The 18,143-nt window shown below is 61.5% G+C and carries 21 protein-coding genes; 15 read left to right on the top strand and 6 right to left on the bottom strand.

The annotated features are described in order from the left end of the window. Positions 1-117: 117 nt before the first annotated feature. From J2T55_RS01060 to hisC, 10 genes are all read left to right on the top strand, one after another. Positions 118-960, top strand: coding sequence for an ABC transporter ATP-binding protein (locus tag J2T55_RS01060; RefSeq protein WP_259053656.1), 843 nt, complete (start codon positions 118-120; stop codon positions 958-960). Continuing rightward, on the top strand, positions 957-1,757 hold the full coding sequence (gene mlaE / locus J2T55_RS01065) for a lipid asymmetry maintenance ABC transporter permease subunit MlaE (RefSeq protein WP_259053657.1): 801 nt from the start codon (positions 957-959) through the stop codon (positions 1,755-1,757). The genes J2T55_RS01060 and mlaE overlap by 4 nt, the downstream gene beginning before the upstream one ends. A 95-nt stretch (positions 1,758-1,852) precedes the next feature. Continuing rightward, entirely contained in the window at positions 1,853-2,353 is a 501-nt protein-coding gene (gene mlaD, locus J2T55_RS01070) for an outer membrane lipid asymmetry maintenance protein MlaD (RefSeq protein WP_259053660.1), read from the top strand. 28 nt (positions 2,354-2,381) lie between these two features. Beyond that, positions 2,382-3,023, top strand: coding sequence for an MlaC/ttg2D family ABC transporter substrate-binding protein (locus tag J2T55_RS01075; RefSeq protein ID WP_259053663.1), 642 nt, complete (start codon positions 2,382-2,384; stop codon positions 3,021-3,023). Then, the gene (locus J2T55_RS01080) at positions 3,020-3,316 is read left to right on the top strand and encodes an STAS domain-containing protein (protein WP_259053666.1); all 297 of its coding nucleotides are present in this window, start codon (positions 3,020-3,022) and stop codon (positions 3,314-3,316) included. Before J2T55_RS01075 ends, J2T55_RS01080 begins: the two co-directional genes overlap by 4 nt. Positions 3,317-3,462: 146 nt before the next feature. After that, on the top strand, positions 3,463-3,717 hold the full coding sequence (locus J2T55_RS01085) for a BolA family protein (RefSeq protein ID WP_407660014.1): 255 nt from the start codon (positions 3,463-3,465) through the stop codon (positions 3,715-3,717). A gap of 53 nt (positions 3,718-3,770) precedes the next feature. Further along, positions 3,771-5,030: a UDP-N-acetylglucosamine 1-carboxyvinyltransferase gene (murA, locus tag J2T55_RS01090; protein WP_259053670.1), complete on the top strand. Its 1,260-nt coding sequence runs from the start codon at positions 3,771-3,773 to the stop codon at positions 5,028-5,030. 28 nt (positions 5,031-5,058) lie between these two features. Then, the gene (gene hisG / locus J2T55_RS01095) at positions 5,059-5,691 is read left to right on the top strand and encodes an ATP phosphoribosyltransferase (RefSeq protein ID WP_259053743.1); all 633 of its coding nucleotides are present in this window, start codon (positions 5,059-5,061) and stop codon (positions 5,689-5,691) included. Positions 5,692-5,797: 106 nt separating this feature from the next. Then, positions 5,798-7,102 (top strand): histidinol dehydrogenase, encoded by a 1,305-nt coding sequence (gene hisD / locus J2T55_RS01100; RefSeq protein WP_259053672.1) that lies wholly within the window; start codon positions 5,798-5,800, stop codon positions 7,100-7,102. 23 nt (positions 7,103-7,125) lie between these two features. Beyond that, positions 7,126-8,199, top strand: coding sequence for a histidinol-phosphate transaminase (hisC, locus tag J2T55_RS01105; protein ID WP_310521956.1), 1,074 nt, complete (start codon positions 7,126-7,128; stop codon positions 8,197-8,199). 416 nt (positions 8,200-8,615) lie between these two features. On the opposite strand, the gene J2T55_RS01110 is transcribed toward hisC, so the two are convergent. Further along, on the bottom strand, positions 8,616-9,776 hold the full coding sequence (locus J2T55_RS01110) for a S1C family serine protease (RefSeq protein WP_259053675.1): 1,161 nt from the start codon (positions 9,774-9,776) through the stop codon (positions 8,616-8,618). Positions 9,777-9,950: 174 nt separating this feature from the next. Here J2T55_RS01110 and petA point away from each other — a divergent pair, with 174 nt between their 5' ends. From petA to J2T55_RS01135, 5 genes are all read left to right on the top strand, one after another. Continuing rightward, complete coding sequence (gene petA / locus J2T55_RS01115) at positions 9,951-10,547, top strand: ubiquinol-cytochrome c reductase iron-sulfur subunit (RefSeq protein ID WP_259053677.1); 597 nt, start codon at positions 9,951-9,953, stop codon at positions 10,545-10,547. Next, a complete protein-coding gene (locus J2T55_RS01120; RefSeq protein ID WP_259053679.1) occupies positions 10,544-11,779 on the top strand; it encodes a cytochrome b in 1,236 nt (411 codons plus the stop codon). The genes petA and J2T55_RS01120 overlap by 4 nt, the downstream gene beginning before the upstream one ends. An 8-nt stretch (positions 11,780-11,787) precedes the next feature. Continuing rightward, positions 11,788-12,507 carry a cytochrome c1 gene (locus tag J2T55_RS01125; protein ID WP_259053681.1) on the top strand — a complete coding sequence of 240 codons (720 nt, stop codon included), beginning with the start codon at positions 11,788-11,790 and terminating at the stop codon, positions 12,505-12,507. Positions 12,508-12,598: 91 nt separating this feature from the next. Then, complete coding sequence (locus J2T55_RS01130) at positions 12,599-13,201, top strand: glutathione binding-like protein (protein ID WP_259053747.1); 603 nt, start codon at positions 12,599-12,601, stop codon at positions 13,199-13,201. 29 nt (positions 13,202-13,230) lie between these two features. After that, the gene (locus tag J2T55_RS01135; protein ID WP_259053683.1) at positions 13,231-13,671 is read left to right on the top strand and encodes a ClpXP protease specificity-enhancing factor; all 441 of its coding nucleotides are present in this window, start codon (positions 13,231-13,233) and stop codon (positions 13,669-13,671) included. A gap of 23 nt (positions 13,672-13,694) precedes the next feature. Here the strand turns inward: J2T55_RS01135 and J2T55_RS01140 are convergent, their stop codons facing one another. The 5 genes from J2T55_RS01140 to J2T55_RS01160 all read right to left on the bottom strand — a co-directional run bounded on the left by J2T55_RS01140 (position 13,695) and on the right by J2T55_RS01160 (position 18,031). After that, positions 13,695-14,471 carry a TIGR01458 family HAD-type hydrolase gene (locus J2T55_RS01140; RefSeq protein WP_259053685.1) on the bottom strand — a complete coding sequence of 259 codons (777 nt, stop codon included), beginning with the start codon at positions 14,469-14,471 and terminating at the stop codon, positions 13,695-13,697. Positions 14,472-14,521: 50 nt separating this feature from the next. Beyond that, positions 14,522-15,106 carry a BON domain-containing protein gene (locus J2T55_RS01145; RefSeq protein ID WP_259053687.1) on the bottom strand — a complete coding sequence of 195 codons (585 nt, stop codon included), beginning with the start codon at positions 15,104-15,106 and terminating at the stop codon, positions 14,522-14,524. Positions 15,107-15,112: 6 nt separating this feature from the next. Next, positions 15,113-15,706 carry an SIS domain-containing protein gene (locus tag J2T55_RS01150; RefSeq protein ID WP_259053688.1) on the bottom strand — a complete coding sequence of 198 codons (594 nt, stop codon included), beginning with the start codon at positions 15,704-15,706 and terminating at the stop codon, positions 15,113-15,115. A 62-nt stretch (positions 15,707-15,768) separates the two neighbouring features. Continuing rightward, positions 15,769-16,152 carry a YraN family protein gene (locus tag J2T55_RS01155; protein WP_259053690.1) on the bottom strand — a complete coding sequence of 128 codons (384 nt, stop codon included), beginning with the start codon at positions 16,150-16,152 and terminating at the stop codon, positions 15,769-15,771. Then, the gene (locus J2T55_RS01160) at positions 16,130-18,031 is read right to left on the bottom strand and encodes a penicillin-binding protein activator (protein ID WP_259053691.1); all 1,902 of its coding nucleotides are present in this window, start codon (positions 18,029-18,031) and stop codon (positions 16,130-16,132) included. Before J2T55_RS01160 ends, J2T55_RS01155 begins: the two co-directional genes overlap by 23 nt. Between the last annotated feature and the right edge of the window lie 112 nt (positions 18,032-18,143).

Raw genomic sequence — 18,143 nt, forward strand, 5'->3', positions numbered from 1 at the left:
ATGATGGGCCATGGGGTTCAGCCGTGAAAGACCGTTGGCGCACTCTTGGTTGACGCCAGCCAGACGCTACCGGAGAATATCGCTCTTTGCCAACCATCCGGCGTAACCCGTTCGCCAATGACAGAAAACAATAATGCCAGCGCGGCGGCTGACCAGCCGCTGGTCAGGATCCGTAATCTGAGCTTTCGCCGCGCCGGGCGGCTGATTTTCGACGACGTCGATATCGACATTCCACGCGGTCGTATCACCGGCATTATGGGCCCCAGTGGCTGTGGCAAGACCACCCTGCTGCGGCTCATCGGCGGTCAACTGAAACCGGCGGCCGGCAGCATCGATTTCGACGGCATGATCATCAACCAGCTGCGGCGGAAATCGCTGTTCGAGGCACGCAAGCGCATGGGCATGCTGTTCCAGAGCGGCGCGTTGCTGACCGACATGAATGTCTTCGACAACGTCGCCTTTCCGCTGCGCGAGCACACCGAACTGCCGGAATCGATGATTCATGATCTGGTCATCATGAAACTCGAGGCGGTCGGTCTGCGCGGCGCGCGCAATCTCATGTCGAGCGAACTGTCCGGCGGTATGGCGCGGCGCGTGGCGCTGGCCCGGGCCATCGCGCTGGACCCGGACATGATCATGTACGACGAGCCATTCACCGGTCAGGATCCGATTTCCATGGGCGTGTTGATCCGGTTGATCAAGCGCACCAACGATGCGCTTGGCCTGACCAGCATGCTGGTTTCGCACGACGTCGCCGAAACCGCCTCGATCGCCGATTACATCTACGTGCTGTCCGACGGCAAGGTGGTCGGTCAGGGTAGCCCCGACGAGATACGTGATTCCGAATCCGAATGGGTGCGCCAGTTCATGGATGCGCGGCCGGACGGCCCGGTGCCGTTCCACTATCCGGCGCCGGCGTTCGAGGACGAACTGCTGGCCGGCACGCGGGAGTCGTCATGATGAACGCGGTTCTGGCTGGCGTGATCGGCTTCATTCGTTACCTGGGACGCTTCGGCCTCGGTTTCTTCGAGCGCCTCGGCCGCGCGCACCTGTTCCTGATCAGCCTGCTGCTGGCGCTGCCGGCCGTGCTGGCGCGCTTCCGGCTGACGGTCGTACAGATGTACTCGGTCGGCTTTCTGTCACTGGTAATCATTGTCGTATCCGGACTGTTCGTCGGCATGGTGCTGGGGCTGCAGGGCTACAATACTCTGGTTGATTTCGGCGCCGAGGAATCGCTGGGCGTACTGGTGGCACTGTCGCTGGTGCGTGAGCTGGGTCCGGTCGTCTCGGCACTGTTGTTCGCCGGGCGGGCGGGTTCGGCGCTGACCGCCGAAATCGGCCTGATGAAGGCGACCGAACAGCTATCGGCAATGGAAATGATGGCCGTGGACCCGTTCCGGCGTGTGCTCGGCCCACGCTTTCTCGCCGGCTTCATATCCATGCCGTTGCTGGCGGCCATGTTCAGTGCTGTCGGCATCATCGGTGGCTACTTCGTCGGTGTCGGCCTGCTGGGTGTGGATACCGGTGCGTTCTGGGCGCAGATGCAGTCGGCCGTCGGTGTGCGCGAGGACATCATGAACGGCGTTATCAAGAGCATTGTCTTTGGTTTTGCCGTGACCTGGATCGCCGTGTTCGAGGGCTATGACACGATTCCGACCTCGGAAGGCATCAGCCGGGCGACCACGCGAACGGTGGTCAATTCCAGCCTCGCCGTGCTCGGGCTGGATTTCATCCTCACGGCACTGATGTTCAATTAATGGGTCTGCTGTGGCGTATAATGATTATTCCGGATGGTCCCGTTTACTGCGATAGATCGACTGCGACGCCAGCGTCGTAAGACAGAGAGAAAGCTATGCTGCAATCGAAAACGATAGAGATCATCGTCGGCATCTTCGTGCTGCTGGGCCTGGCCGCCCTGCTGATGCTGTCGATGAAGGTAAGCAATATCGGCGGTCCGGGCGAGGGCTCCGGCTACAAGATCGAGGCCGAGTTCCTGAACATTGGCGGTCTCAAGACCCGTGCGCCGGTAAAAATGGCCGGCGTGACCATCGGCCGGGTGCATGGCATCAGTATCGATGAGGATACCTATAACGCCGTTGTGGTCATGAATATCAGTAATGATTACAAGAATATACCGATGGACACCTCGGCCAGCATCTATACTGCCGGTCTGTTGGGCGAGCAATATATCAGCCTGCAGCCGGGCGGTTCGGAAACCTATCTGGCTGAAGGTGACCAAATACAGATAACGTCTGACGCGGTGGTGCTCGAGGAGATCATCGGTCAGTTCATGTACAACCAGGCCGCCGGCGGTAACGAGGATGGCGGCAATGGCGGTGGCCTGGATTTCTAGACGGCCAGGCCGCGCAGGAGGAAGAATAATGAGTTTGATGAGGTTGAGTCCGGTTTCAGTCTTACTGGCATTGTCGCTATTGCTGGCGCCCGTGGGGGCGATCGCGCACCCGGCCGGCGAAGTGGTCAAGGACACCGCCGATGAAGTGCTGGAACGATTGCGTGCCGAAAAGGAGAAACTCGAGCAGGACAGCGACCAGATCTACGCGCTGGTGTATGAAATGATCATCCCGCATTTCGACTTCGAGGGCATGTCAAAGTGGGTGCTCGGTCGCAACTGGCGCCAGGCCAGCGAAGAACAGCGCGAACAGTTCACCAAGGAATTCCAGACCCTGCTGGTGCGCACCTACGCCAAGGCTCTGCTGGAATACTCCGACGAGGAGATCAAGTACTCGCCGGTGCAGAAAAAGGAAGGTGCCAAGCTGGTCAAGGTGCAGACCGAGGTCAAGCAGTCGAGCTCGTCGAACATCCCGATCAACTACACCATGCACCAGGTTGATGGCGAGTGGAAAGTGGTCGACGTATCGGTCAATGGAGTGAGCCTGGTGTCGACCTACCGCGGCTCGTTCGCCTCGGAAGTGCGGCGTGATGGCATGGAAGGCCTGCTGGAGAAACTCGCCAAGCGTAATGCCGGTTCCAATGCCGCGGTCGAGGCGCACGAGTCCGAATGAGCGACGCGGTGCTGCATACGGCGACCGGCGACACGTGGAAGGTCGAGGGTGACCTGAATTACGCCACCAGTGCCCGGCTCCATGAGTCGGCGCGTGCCGCCATGGCCGAACAGTTGCCCGGCAGCGTCGACCTGGCTGCTGTCGAGCGGGTGGACAGTGCCGGCGTGGCGCTGATGATCGACTGGATCCGCGCGGCCCGTGCCCGCCAGCAGAATCTGACACTGCATAACGTGCCGGAGCATATGCGGCGGATCGCCGATCTTTGCGGCGTCGCTCACCTGTTCAAGAGTTGAAGCGGGCTGCCACTCGGATCACGGTCCGCGTGATTCCCCGGTAATCATTCCCGCCAATCCGTGCGATAATTCGCGCCCTGACGCCGCTACTGGCCAGCGCCGGTAGCGGCGATAGTCCTATTTCAATTCCGTGGTACCTAGTTATGATGCAGCCAGAGACGATCAAACAGTTGATAGAAGCCGGCATCGCTGACAGCGAAGCCATCGTCCAGGGTGACGACGGCACGCACTTCGAGGCGATCATCGTCAGCGACGCGTTCGCCGGCAAGGGCCCGGTACAACAGCATCAGCTGGTTTACCAGGCACTGGGCTCGAAAATGGGCAACGAGATCCACGCCCTGTCGATCCAGACCTATACGCCCGAGCAGTGGGCCGAGGTACGCGAACTGCGCGGCTTGTAAGAACCGGTGGCGTAGCGGACAACGCCGCCACACTAACGTCCCGATAAAAAAGCATGGACCGATTACTCATCAAGGGCGGCGTGCCGCTGAACGGCGATATTTTCATCTCCGGCGCCAAGAATGCCGCGTTGCCGATTCTCGCCTCGACCATCCTCTGCCACGAGCCGGTGACGATCGGCAACGTGCCGCACCTGCACGACATCACCACGACCATGGAATTGCTCGGCCAGATGGGCGCCGAGCTGACCATCGACGAACGCATGAACATCGAGGTCGACAGCTCGACCATCACCAACCTGTACGCACCGTATGAGCTGGTGAAGACGATGCGCGCCTCGATCCTGGTGCTCGGGCCGCTGCTGGCGCGCTACGGCAAGGCCGACGTGTCCCTGCCCGGCGGTTGCGCCATCGGTTCGCGCCCGGTCAACCTGCACATACAGGGTCTGGCCGCCATGGGTGCCGATATCCGCGTCGAGGGCGGTTACATCCGTGCCACCGCCGATCGGCTGCGCGGTGCACACCTGATCATGGATATCGTAACCGTCACCGGCACCGAAAACCTGATGATGGCCGCCAGCATGGCCGACGGCCTGACGGTCATCGAAAATGCCGCGCGCGAACCGGAGGTCGTCGATCTGGCCAACTGCCTGAACGCCATGGGTGCCCGGGTGTCCGGTGCCGGCACCGACCGCATCGAAATCGAGGGGGTCGAACGGCTGGGTGGCGGCACCTACAATATCCTGCCGGATCGCATCGAGACCGGCACCTACCTGGTGGCGGCGGCGATGACCGGCGGCAGGGTAAAGCTCAAGAACACGCGGCCGCAATTGCTCGACGCCGTGATCAGCAAGCTGGTCGAGGCGGGTGCCGATATCGACATCGACGGCAGCAACATCACGCTGGACATGCACGGCCAGCGACCGCGCGCCATTGATGTGCACACGTCGCCGTTCCCGGGTTTCCCGACCGACATGCAGGCGCAGTTCACGGCCATGAACTGTGTCGCCGACGGCGCCGGGACGATCACCGAGTCGGTGTTCGAGAACCGCTTCATGCACATTCACGAGTTGCAGCGCATGGGCGCGGATCTCAAGCTCGAGGGCAATACTGCGATCAGCCGCGGCGTCGACAAACTGACCAGCGCGCCGGTGATGGCCACCGATCTGCGCGCCTCGGCCAGCCTGGTTCTGGCCGGTCTGGTGGCCGACGGCGAGACGGCGGTCGATCGCATCTACCACATCGATCGCGGTTACGAGACGATTGAGGAAAAGCTGGCCCAGCTCGGTGCGCGCATCCGTCGCGTGCCGGCCTGAGTCGCTTGCGGGATTCGCCATGAACGATATGTTGACCATTGCCATGTCCAAGGGCCGTATCTTCGAGCAGGCGATGCCGCTGCTGGCGCGCGCCGGTATCGAGGCGGCCGAGGACCCGGACAAGTCGCGCAAGCTGGTTTTGCCGACCAGCGATCCGCAGGTGCGGTTGCTGATCATCCGCGCCAGCGATGTGCCGACCTATGTCGAGCACGGCGCCGCCGACGTCGGCGTGGCCGGCAAGGACGTGCTGCTCGAGCACGACGGTGACGGCCTGTACGAACCGCTGGACCTGAAGATCGCCCGCTGTCGACTGATGCTCGCCGGCCGCGCCGGCGACACGACGCCGCTGCACGATCACATGCGCATCGCTACCAAGTACGTGCAGACCACGCGCCGTTACTTTGCCGCGCGCGGCCTGCAGGTCGAGACGATCAAACTGTACGGCTCGATGGAACTGGCGCCGCTGATGGGACTGGCGGATCGCATCGTCGATCTGGTCGATACCGGCAATACCCTGAAGGCGAACGGCCTCGAGGCGACCGAGACGATCGCCGAGATCAGCTCGCGCCTGATCGTCAACAAGGCGGCGCTGAAGATGAAATCGGCGCGCGTCAAGCCGCTGCTGCAGCAGCTGGACGCGATCGTTTCGGCAGATAACTGAAGTCCGCAAATACACGCGAATCAACGCGAATGAATGAATGGGGTATAAAAGTCGGCAGTAATTCGCAGATAGCCGAGAGCAACACGAGCCAGACAGGACGAACGGCATGACCAGTCACAGCATCAACCGACTCGCCCACGACGATCACGATTTTGACGTCCGCCTCGAGGCCATTCTCGAGCGCAGCGAGGGCAATGACCCGGCCATCGAGGGGCGCGTGCGCGAGATCATCGCCGGCGTGCGCGAGCGCGGCGACGATGCCCTGCTCGAGTACACCAATCGCTACGACCGGCGCCAGGCGCAGTTGGCCGACCTGACGATCCCGCAGGCGGCGCTGACCGCGGCACTGGACGGTCTCGATGCCGAACTGCGCGCCGCCCTGCAGGATGCCGCCGACCGCGTGCGCCGCTACCACGAAAAGCAGGTCCAGCAGTCATGGCGCTACGTCGACGACGACGGCATCGAGCTCGGCCAGCAGGTGACGCCGCTGGACCGCGCCGGTGTCTACGTGCCCGGCGGCAAGGCGGCGTATCCGTCGTCGGTGCTGATGAACGTGATCCCGGCGCGCGTCGCCGGCGTCGGCGAGGTGGTCATGGTGGTGCCAACCCCGGACGACCAGCGCAACCCGCTGGTACTGGCGGCGGCGGCCATCGCCGGCGTCGACCGGGTGTTTGCCATCGGCGGCGCCCAGGCGGTGGCGGCGCTGGCCTACGGCACGGAACTCGTGCCCCGGGTCGACAAGATCGTCGGCCCGGGCAACGCCTACGTCGCCATGGCCAAGCGGCTGGTGTTCGGCCGCGTCGGCATCGACATGATCGCCGGTCCCTCGGAAGTGCTGATCGTCGCCGATGCCAGCGCCGATCCCGACTGGGTGGCGATGGATCTGTTTGCCCAGGCGGAGCACGACGAACTGGCGTCGGCGATCCTGATCACCGCCGACGCCGATTTTGCCGAGCGCGTCGCCGCCAGCATCGAGCGCCTGCTGCCGGAGATGGAACGCGCCGAAATCATTGCCACGGCGTTGCGCGACAACGGCGCGATTGTCACGGTGGCGGACGCAGACGCGGCGGCGGCGCTGGTCAACCGCATGGCGCCGGAACACCTGGAACTGGCGCTGGCTGATCCGGAAGCATTCCTGCCGCGGGTGCGCCATGCCGGTGCAATCTTTCTCGGCCATTACAGCGCCGAGTCGCTGGGCGACTACTGTGCCGGCCCGAACCACGTCCTGCCGACCTCGCGCACGGCACGGTTTTCCTCGCCGCTGGGCGTTTACGACTTCCAGAAGCGCTCGTCGATCATCGGCTGCAACGCCGCCGGGGCCGATAAGCTGGCGCAGACAGCGTCGGTTCTGGCACGCGGCGAGGGCCTGACGGCGCACGCGCGCTCGGCCGAGTACCGGCGCAAGCCGTAACCGGGCGGCCGGACCGGCCAATAATGATGAACGACCGCCTACAACGCATCATCCGCCCGCAGACGCTGGCCGCCAGCGCCTATCAGGTGCATGACGCCGGCGATCGCATCAAGCTCGATGCGATGGAAAACCCGTACCCGGTGCCTGCGGCACTGCGCGCCGAACTGGCCTCGCTGCTGAGTGCGGCGCCGCTGAACCGTTACCCCGACCCGCAGGCCCGGCGGCTGAAGGCGCGTATCCGCGCCAGCTTCGGTCTGGCCGCCGACCAGCCGCTATTGCTGGGCAACGGTTCCGATGAACTGATCCAGATCATTGCCCAGGCTGTTGCCGGTCCGGACGTCACGCTGCTGGCGCCGGAGCCCGGCTTCGCCATGTACCGGTTGATCGCCGCCGCCACCGGCAGCCGTTATGCCGGTGTCGATCTGAACGCCGCTGACTTCTCCCTTGATATCGACGCCATGCTGGCGGCGATCGAACGTGAACGGCCGGCGGTGGTATTTCTCGCCTGGCCGAACAACCCGACCGGCAATCGCTTCGATCTGAACGCCGTGCGCCGGGTCATCGAAGCGGCGCCCGGCATCGTCGTCATCGACGAGGCTTACCACGCTTTCGCCGGCAACAGCTGCGTCGATCTGCTGGCCGAGTACGCGCACCTGATCGTGTTGCGGACACTGTCGAAGCTCGGCCTGGCGGGGCTGCGCATCGGCTTCATGGCCGCCGCCGGCGACTGGATCGAGCAGTTCGACAAGCAGCGCCTGCCCTATAACCTGGGCACGCTGAACCAGCTTGCCGCCGATGCCATCCTCGCCCGGCACGAATTGCTGGATGAACAGGTCGCGGCGATTCTCGCCGAACGCGAGCGCCTGCACACGGCACTGCAGGCACTGAGCGGGGTGCAGGTCTGGCCCAGCGACGCCAACTTCCTGCTGTTTCGCGTAACCGACGCCGACCGGGTCTACGCCGGTTTGCTTGAGCGGGGTGTGCTCATCAAGAAGCTGCACGGCAGCCATGCGCTACTCGACAATTGCCTGCGGGTCACGGTGGGTACGCCGGAGGAGAATGATGCGTTTCTGGAAGCGTTGCGCACCAGCCTTTGATTGGATGTTAAGGAAACCGCCAATGAACGCGAATTAACGCCAATAAAGAAAGGATGCCATTGGTAGGAGCGGCGACCCCGCCGCGAAAAGTTTGAATGTCACGCCGTAACCGGCCGCCTGTTCGGCCCGGGGTCGGGCCTCCTACGGTGTGGTTGCTTAGTGATTGTCGATGCCTACCCTAGCGGAAGCGCCATCTTCATTCCTTCCTCTTTTTTTTTTGGGGGGGGTACGGATGGGGTGAATGAAATATACCCGATATATACGGTCCCCATCTGAAAGCCGCGACGCCTCCGGCGCGTGTTTCGCCGGCTGAAGTCGATGCCTACACAGAAATATTCAAAATGGAGTATTTACGGTTTGCGTTAATTCGCGTTTATTAGCGGTCTGAAACAGGTTGATTGGCCGCCCGTTTACAGCTAGCCGCGATCGAAGCTGGGCCGTTCGGCGACCTCGGGCTTGAATTCCATGACGTCCCAGCCGCGCAGCACCTCGAGGCTGATCTCGGTGCCGGGGTCGATGCTGGTGATGCGACGGATGGTCTCTTCCGGGCCGGTGACCGGCTCGTCGAGGATACTGATGATGATGTCGCCCGGCTGCAGGCCGACCTGGTCGGCGGGGCCGCCGGGCATGATGCCGGCGATGAGCACGCCGTTGTCGGCGATGTCCTCGGGGATCGAACCCGGCGGCGCGATCTGCGCCTCGATGCCGAGCCAGCCACGGGTCACGCGACCGTTCTCGATCAACTGTTTCATTACGTTGGTGGCAATATGCACCGGCGTGGCCAGGCCGATGCCCTGCGAACCGCCGGTATTGGAGATGATCGCGGTATTGATGCCGATCAGCTCGCCGCTGGCGTTGACCAGGGCGCCGCCGGAATTGCCCGGGTTGATGGCGGCGTCGGTCTGAATGAAGTCCTCGAAGGTGCTGATGCCGAGGCGCTTGCGGCCGGTGGCGCTAACGATGCCCTGGGTGACGGTTTGGCCGAAGCCATAGGGGTTGCCGATGGCGAGCACGACATCGCCGATGCGCAACCCGGTCGAGTCGGCGATGGTCAGGGCCGGCAGGTTGTCCAGTTTGACCTTGAGCACCGCCAGATCGGTGTCCGGATCGCTGCCGATGACGCGGGCGTTGGCCTGGCGGCCGTCGCGCAGGGTTACCTGTATTTCATCGGCCGTGCTGACCAGGTGGTTGTTGGTGAGAATATAGCCCTGGTCGTTGAGGATAACGCCGGAGCCGTAGTTGTCGTCGCGCTTGGCGCGCGGCTGTTCGGGCAGCTCGCCGCCGAGAAAGTCGCGCATCTGCGGGTCGTCCAGCAGCGGATTGTGCTCGACCGGGGTGATGGTGGTGGCGAGCACGTTGACCACGGCGGGTGCGGCTTTTTCCACCGCCGCGTGGTATGAAGCCGGCCCCTGTGTGCTAGAATTGCCGGCTTTCGTCGCCGGGGTGGCGGATTTTTCGCCATCGTGGTTGTCGGCGGAGTCCAGCAGTTCCGGACGGATGATCAGGATCAGCACAGCGGCAATCAGGCCGATGAGTGCTGATTGCACAACGAACAGCAGTATTTTTTTGACACTCATTGGTCGCGATCCGGTAACAGACTGGACATGTCCTGAGCCGTCGTCCCTGACGTGATCCGCGTGGTCGGACGGCCAATCAGCGCAATCTAACATGATATACTGCCGGCCGCAGATTCGGGCGACAATCCACTTTTACAGACTAAAAGCAGAAAGATATCGGGAGCGCGTTCATCCATGTGTAGTGACGAAGTCAATCGCAAGCGGCGAAACCTGATCGCGGCAACCACCGTGGTTGGCGGTGCTGGTGCTGCGGCGACGGCGGTGCCGTTTCTATCCTCCTGGCAGCCGAGCGCCCGCGCCCGGGCCATCGGTGCACCGGTCGAGGTCGATATCAGTGACATGCAGCCGGGTGACCTCAAGCGGACCCAGTGGCAGGGCAAGCCGGTCTGGGTACTGCGCCGCGGCGACGAAACCATCGATGAGCTGGCCCGTATCGAGGGCGAATTGCGTGATCCCGACTCCAGCGTCGAGCAGCAGCCCGCCTATGCCCGGAATGAATACCGTTCGCTGAAGCCGGAATACCTGGTCGTCGTCGGCCTGTGCACGCACCTGGGTTGCTCGCCTTCGTACAAGGCGCCGGACGAGGACAACGATTTCGGTGACGACTGGATCGGCGGCTTTTTCTGTCCCTGTCACGGCTCGCGCTTTGATATGGCCGGCCGCGTTTACAAGGGTGTACCAGCGCCGACCAATATGGTCGTGCCGCCATACAAGTTCATCAGCGACAACCGTATTCTGATAGGCGAAGATTCCAGCGAGGGGGTGGCATGAGCCGGTTTGGCAAGGCAGTAGACAGTACCATCGGCTGGATTGACGCGCGCTTTCCGCTGATCAAGATGTGGAATGATCATCTGGCGCAGTATTATGCGCCGAAGAATTTCAATTTCTGGTATTACTTCGGATCGCTGGCGCTGCTGGTGCTGGTGCTGCAGTTTTTGACCGGCATTTGGCTGACCATGAATTACAAGCCGTCGGCGGAAAACGCGTTCGCCTCGGTCGAGTACATCATGCGTGATGTTGAATGGGGCTGGCTTATACGGTACATGCACTCCACCGGGGCATCGGCGTTCTTTATCGTCGTCTACCTGCACATGTTCCGCGCCATGCTCTACGGCTCGTACAAGAAACCGCGCGAGCTGATCTGGATCCTCGGCATGTTCATCTATCTGTGCCTGATGGCTGAAGCGTTTTTTGGTTATCTGTTGCCGTGGGGGCAGATGTCCTACTGGGGCGCGCAGGTCATTATCTCGCTGTTTGGCGCGATACCGTTCATCGGCGAGGAACTCACGCTGTGGATACGCGGTGATTTCAATGTTTCCGATATCACCCTGAACCGCTTCTTTGCATTGCACGTCATCGCCCTGCCGTTGCTGCTGGTCGGGCTGGTATTCCTGCACATCATTGCGTTGCACGAGGTCGGTTCCAACAATCCCGACGGGGTCGAGATCAAGAACAAGAAGGATGCCAATGGTGTGCCGTTGGATGGCATCCGTTTCCATCCCTACTACACGGTCAAGGACATGGTCGGCATGGTGGTCTTTCTGATCCTCTTCGCCATGGTCGTATTCTTTGCGCCGGAGATGGGCGGTTATTTCCTTGAGCACGCCAATTTCGAACCGGCGGATCCGCTGAAAACACCCGAGCATATCGCGCCGGTATGGTATTTCACGCCGTTTTACGCGATTTTGCGTGCGGTTCCGGACAAGCTGTTCGGCGTGCTCGCCATGGGCGCGGCGGTAATGCTGTTCTTTGCCTTGCCCTGGCTGGACAAGAGCCCGGTCAAGTCAATTCGCTACCGCGGCTGGAAATACCGTGGCGCGCTGACGGCCTTCGCGATCAGCTTTGTTGCCCTGGGCTGGCTCGGACTGCAGGCGGCAACACCGACCTATACCTGGTTGGCGCGTTTCTTCGCCGTGGTGTACTTCGGTTTCTTCCTGTTGATGCCGTTTTATACCCGCAATGATAACGATAAAACTGTGCCGGAACGGGTGACCGACCGATGATATGTTCTATGTTACGTTCAATTTCCGCCGTCAGCCTGTTGTTGCTCGCCGGCATTGCCAGCGCGGCCAGTGATGGCCCAATTTACCACGTCGACGTGGATATGGATGACGAGGCTTCACTGCAGCGTGGCGCCCGGCTGTTTGTCAATTATTGCATGGGCTGCCATTCCGCCAAGTTCATGCGCTATAACCGCATGGCCGAAGACCTCGGCATCCCGGAAACGGTGCTCGAGGACAACCTGATGTTCGGCACCGACAAGGTGGGGGAAACCATGCAGACGGCGATGCCGGCCGAGCAGGCGGAAGAATGGTTTGGTGTGGCACCGCCCGACCTGACCCTGACGGCACGTTCGCGTGGTGCTGACTGGATATACTCGTACCTGATGACGTTCTATCGCGACCCGGCCAGCTCGACCGGTTTCAACAACCTGCAATTCCCGGATGCCAGCATGCCGCATGTGCTGGCCGAGCTGCAGGGCATCAAGGCACCGGTTTACGAGGACGGTGACGACGAGCACATCGCGGGTCTGGAAACCGTCGTCGAGGGCAGTATGAGTGATGACGAGTACGCCCGCGCAATGCGCGATCTGGTCAATTTCATGGCGTACATCAGTGAGCCGGCACAGATGCAGCGCTACCAGATTGGTTTCTGGGTAATCTTCTACCTGCTGATCCTGCTGGGTGTGGTTTATGCACTGAAAAGGAATTTCTGGCGGGATATCCACTGAGCCGGTCTGGCCGTCGAACGGTGCCAACTGGTAAGGTGACAGACAATATGGAGGTAGTAACGACGTGAGCACGACGAACAGGCGTTCGGTGATGATGCTGTATTCGGATAAGATGGATCCGGTCGGCCACGCTGTACGCATCGTGCTGGCGGAAAAGGATATCAACGTCGAGATTCAGTACATCGATGCCGGTGATCCGCCGGTCGAGTTACGTGAACTGAACCCGTATACCGATACGGATACGCTGACCCTGGCGGATCGCGATCTGGTGCTGTACGACATCCAGGTAATCATGGAGTATCTGGATGAACGTTTCCCGCACCCGCCATTGATGCCGGTGGATCCCGTTGCCCGGGCCACCTGTCGGCAACTGTGTTTTCGCGTGCGCCGTGATATCTACGTGCCACTGGCGCAGCTGCAGGGCGGCAATGAAATCGCTCTGGCGAATGCCCGCAAGACCATTCGCGACAATCTGACCGCGATTGCCGGCGCTTTTGACCAGAAGCCCTATTTCATGTCTGATGAGTACTCGCTGGTGGATTGCTGTCTCGCGCCGGTGCTCTGGCGCCTGCCCTATCTGGGCATCAAGCTGCCGGCCGCGGCCAAGCCCCTGCAAAAATATGCCGAGCGCCTGTTTGCGCGACCGGGTTTCCGCAAGAGCCTGTCGGACGCCGAGCGCGAACTGCAGCCCTGACCCGCAACCTCCAAGCGCCGAGATTTCTTATGGCCGAAACACCCGAAATGAGTTCCAGTCGCCCGTACCTGATACGGGCACTGCATGAGTGGATCAGTGATAACGGTATGACACCGTTGCTGCTGGTGGACGCCGATGCCCCGGCCGTGGACGTGCCGCGAGCCTTTGTCGAGGACGGCAAGATCATTCTCAATGTCTCCATGAGCGCGGTGCAGGGCCTGGAGCTTGGTGATGAGCTGATCCAGTTTCGCGCCCGCTTCAGTGGTGCCGTTAAGCAGATCAGTGTACCGGTGACGGCCGTACTGGCGGTCTATGCGCGTGAGACCAGTGCCGGCATGATGTTTCCGGAAACGGAGTCTGACGCCGAGCAAACTGATGAGGCTGGCGCCGAAGCGGATGCGACGAACAGCGATACAGACACCCAGCCAGACGACAAGCCGTCGCGGCCACACCTGCGCGTTATCAAGTAAACCGGCGTCTGCGAGGCGGATCGTTACGCTGTCGCGTTGCGTTCCCACCAGTCCGGCAATTCGGCTATCGAACCCAGCACGGCGTCCGGCCGGGTTTCTCCCTGCAAATCCTCCGGCCTGAATTTACCGGTTTGAACCAGTGCCGCCTTCAGTCCGGCCTGCTGGGCGCCAGCGATGTCGCCGCGAATGTCGTCACCGACCATCAACGCTTGTTCCGCCGTGACGCCGAGTTTCTCCAGTGCCGTCTTGAAAAAATCCGTGGCCGGTTTGCCCAGCACGGTTGCCGTTCGACCACAGGCGAATTCCAGTGCCCGTACGAACGGGCCGGTGTCGAGGCTCAGCCCGGCTGCTGACCGCCAGTAACGCGTCATGCCCAGCGCCAGCAATGAACATTGCGGATTATCCTGCAACAGGCGGAAGGCGTGGTTGAGGCGCCGGTAATTCCAGTCCTCGCCGAGATCTCCGACGATCACGACCCGGGCATCCGCCTCGGCCGCGGTGAAGTCGGCGAAATCCTCACGGGTGGCTACAGGGACGAACAGGGCGAGATTATCCAGTGCCCGCTCGTGCAGCCAGTGACAGGCGGCCACGGCGGGTGTCAGGATGGTTTCGGCATCGACCTGCAGGCCCATGTCCGCCAACTGGGCGTGGACGGCCTGGCGCGGTTTTGAACTGGTGTTGGTGACGAACAGGCAGTCGATGGTGTGCTCATGCAGCCATTCCAGGGTTGCGGCGGCGCCGTCGATCAAGCGCCCGTCCTGATAGACGACGCCATCGAGATCGCATAGAACGGCGTGCATCGTCATGTCTGCTTACATGAGCCAGATTGATTGCAATGGCTGCATGGTAGTCATGAATCTTCGTAAGTCTCGAACAGTTTAACCACCTTTTGTACGCCGCCGACCCGGCGTGTTCTCTCGACCGCGCGTTCACCCTCTTCGGCGGTCAGCAAACCCATGAGGTAGACGATACCGCGCTCGGTCACCACCTTGACATGGGTGGACTCTATGCCGGCCTCGCCGAACAGTGCCGCCTTGACCTTGGTGGTGATCATGCTGTCGCTGCTGCGGGACATGAAGGAACTGGGTGAGGCGATAATAACCTCGTTATAGACGCGACTGACCTTGGGGATGTTGCGCACTATTTCAATGGCGCGGTCGCGCAGTTCCTCGGTCGGCGCTTCACCGGCCATCAACACCTTGGTGTTATAACTGGTGACATTGATGTGCGCATCATCGCTGAGCTCGGTGTCCGCATTGAACGCACGCGACGCCTTGACCTCAATGGCCTGGTCTTCCATGACCGTGCCGGTGGTGCGACGGTCATAGGCGACGGCGGCACCGGTTGCCGCACCGCCCACGGCCACGGCCGCGCAGCCGCTGATCAAGCTACAGAGCAATACGATGGTTAGGGCTTTAAGCAGTTGACTGGACATATCTGGTTAATCCTCCTGTCCGAGTAGGTGGCGATCAATCAAGTCACAGATTGAATGAATCACTGTCACATGTGTTTCCTGAATACGGGCCGCGACCCAGCTGGGTACACGAATTTCCAGGTCTTCTTCTTCAAGCAGACCGCTGCAACGACCACCATCCTGGCCGCTGAGCAGGATGATACGCATCTTGCGATCATGCGCTGCGTCCAGGGCATGGACGAGGTTGCTGGCGCTGCCGTTAACGCTGATAGCCAGTAAGATGTCTCCCGGACTGGAAAGTGCCCGAATCTGTTTCGCAAATACATCGGCAAACTGGTAATCATCGGCAATGGACGTCAGCGTCGTGCTGTCGGCGGTCAGTGCAAAAGCGGGCAGTCCCGGGCGTTCCATTTCAAAGCGATTGACCATGAGGCTGGTGAAATGCTGGGCACAGGCCGCGGAAGCGCCGTTTCCGCAGGCCAGAATACGGTGGTCGCCGAGCAGCGCCGAGGCCAGCATGTCGCCCGCCTGTACGATACCCGGCGCGAGCTGTTCACTGGCTTCTGTCTGTACCGCGATCGTGTCCTTAAACAGTTGGCGGACCTTGCTCACGGCATCCATGGTGACTCCTCGGTAAAAAAACAGTGATTAATGATTATGGCTGATGCGCTGGCCGTTGCTGCTCAGAACGCATTGCGCATCCAGTTGTAGGCAGGGGACTGTTGCGGCCCGGACAGGGTGATGACATCAAAGCGACAGTCGTACTTGTGTGCCTGACGTTGTTGCTGCAGATAGTGCTCGGCTGTTGTACGAATGCGTTGCTGCTTGGTACGGCTGATCGTTTCAACTGCCGGGCAGAAGGTCTCGTTGGCACGATAGCGTACCTCGATGAAGACCAGCGATGCATGTTCGCGCATGATGATATCAATTTCACCAAAGGGCGAGTGATAGTTGCGATCCTGCAGCGTCAGGCCCTGCCGCTGCAGGTAGTCGACCGCTGCCTGCTCGGCCCAGCGGCCACGCTGATAGGTGGCGCGGCGCGCGTCAGTGCCGGGCCATGCTGTCATCAGCCGGCACTTGCTGTTGCAGCGGTTGTGGCGCACCGTTAACGAACCGGGCCCATTGCAGCTGCCGGCGAACATGGCCGCTGGCAGTAACCGACAGGCGGCCGCTGGCACCGGTGATCTGCATGCCCGGATCCATGGTCATACGGCTGATCCGATCGAGCAGGCGATAGGCGTCGATGCCGAATGCAAACAATCGCGGGTTGTTGCCCATCGCATCCGGCCAGAACCGCTCGATGCGCTGATGCAGGGTGGTCTCTCCGTCGCTGTTCAGAAGCCAGGGCATGTCGGCAAAGACGAAACCGTTCATGTCGGCGTCGGCGTTACGGTCGATGACGCCCGCAAAGATGTGCGAGGTCGCGTAAACCGGCAGGTTGCCGGCGTAGTTGTACTGCAGTTGCGGTCCGACCTGGCGTCCGACCGGTGGGTAACCGGCGAGCATGATGAAATCGGCATCCTGGCGCCGGCGCACATTGCCTTCCAGGTTGCGCTGCAGTTGATCGCGCAATGCCTTGTAGCGGCGCTCGCTTTCATCGATATTCAGCAACGTTTCCACGACTTCAGCGAACTGACGTTCACGCGGCGCATAGTCAACCCGTTCGAGCACTTCGCCACCGAGCGCCGTGAAGCGTTCGCTGAATGCCTGGTGAATGCGTTCACCCCATTCGTTTGCCGGCACCAGCGCCAGGGCGTGGCCGTGGCCGTCGAACCAGGCACGTTCGGCCACCTGACGTGCCTCATCTTCCGGCGCCAGGCTGAACTGATAAAGCCGGGGCAGCCGGCCCTGCTCGTTGATCGCCTGGACCGCGGCGCTGTCGCCCTCGTGATAGTTCAGCGCCAGCGTGGGCACGTCGAGTTCTGCATATTCGACCAGCGCGGCTACGGCCTCCTTGCGTAGCGGACCGACGACGAATTCGGCGCCGTCGCTTACGGCCTGTTCATACACCTCGACGATGTTGTCGCTGTCGGCGGTGTAAATTTCCAGTTCCGGACGTTCATCGTCGTCTTCATACCAGCCGGCAATAAAGCCGTCGCGAATGGTGCGTGCGACCTCGTCGTAGTTGGATCCAAACGGCAGCAGCAACGCCACCCGGCCCGGTTGCCGATCGATATTGCGGGCGAATTCACGCAGGTCCGGGAGGACGGTGTCCACGGCCGGATGGTTGGAATATTGCAATTGCCAATCGTCGAGCGTGCGCCGCAGGTTATCGGCATTGGTCAACTGGGCGCGTTCGATCTGTGCCAGATCAATCCAGCCGGCAGTAGGCTTCCCGGCGCCGTCACGCAGCCGTATCAGCGCATCGCGGTCCAGCTGCCGCAGGCCCTGCCACAGCGCTTCCGCCAGCTGACGCCGGCGTTCCGGGTCGACTTCCGCGAGAGCGGCATCGGCTGACAGGCGGGCTGCCACTGCCGCCTGCGGTTCTTCCTCGTGTTCGTGTAGCGCGGCCCGGAGCAGGTGATAGTCGGCCTGCAGCTGTGGCTGGTCCTTGGGTTCGGCAAGGGACTCGAGACGTTTGCGCGCGGCGGCGGTATCGTCGTCGGCGAGAGCGAGACGCACCTGCAGCAACTGTTCACGGGCATACAGTTGCGGCTGTTCTTCGGCATCAAAGTCCAGACGCTCCAGCAGCAACCGTACCTGGGTGGTATCGTCGGCCTTGCTATAGGCCTCGGCGGCATTCAGGCGATAGCGCTCGGCGAGTGGTCCGCGCGTGTCATCGGCGAGCTGGCGAAACGCCTCGCCGGCGGCCGTGTAGTTACCGGCATCCAGTTTGTCGCGGGCGTCTCTTTCCGCGGCGGCCTGATCGGTATCAGGCTGGGTCGGACCGGTACCGCAGCCGGCAACCAGCGCGGCCAGCAGGGTCAGCAACAGGAGTTTACGCATAATGATATGTTAACAGTTTGTTGAAACGGGTCGTTAGCCTGTCGTTATAGACTGTGACAGGCGCCAGGGTTTCATGAAATTTTACTACTGTTGAACCAACGGGGTTTTGCCC

Source organism: Methylohalomonas lacus (assembly GCF_024808875.1).
Classification (GTDB): Bacteria; Pseudomonadota; Gammaproteobacteria; order Methylohalomonadales; family Methylohalomonadaceae; genus Methylohalomonas; species Methylohalomonas lacus.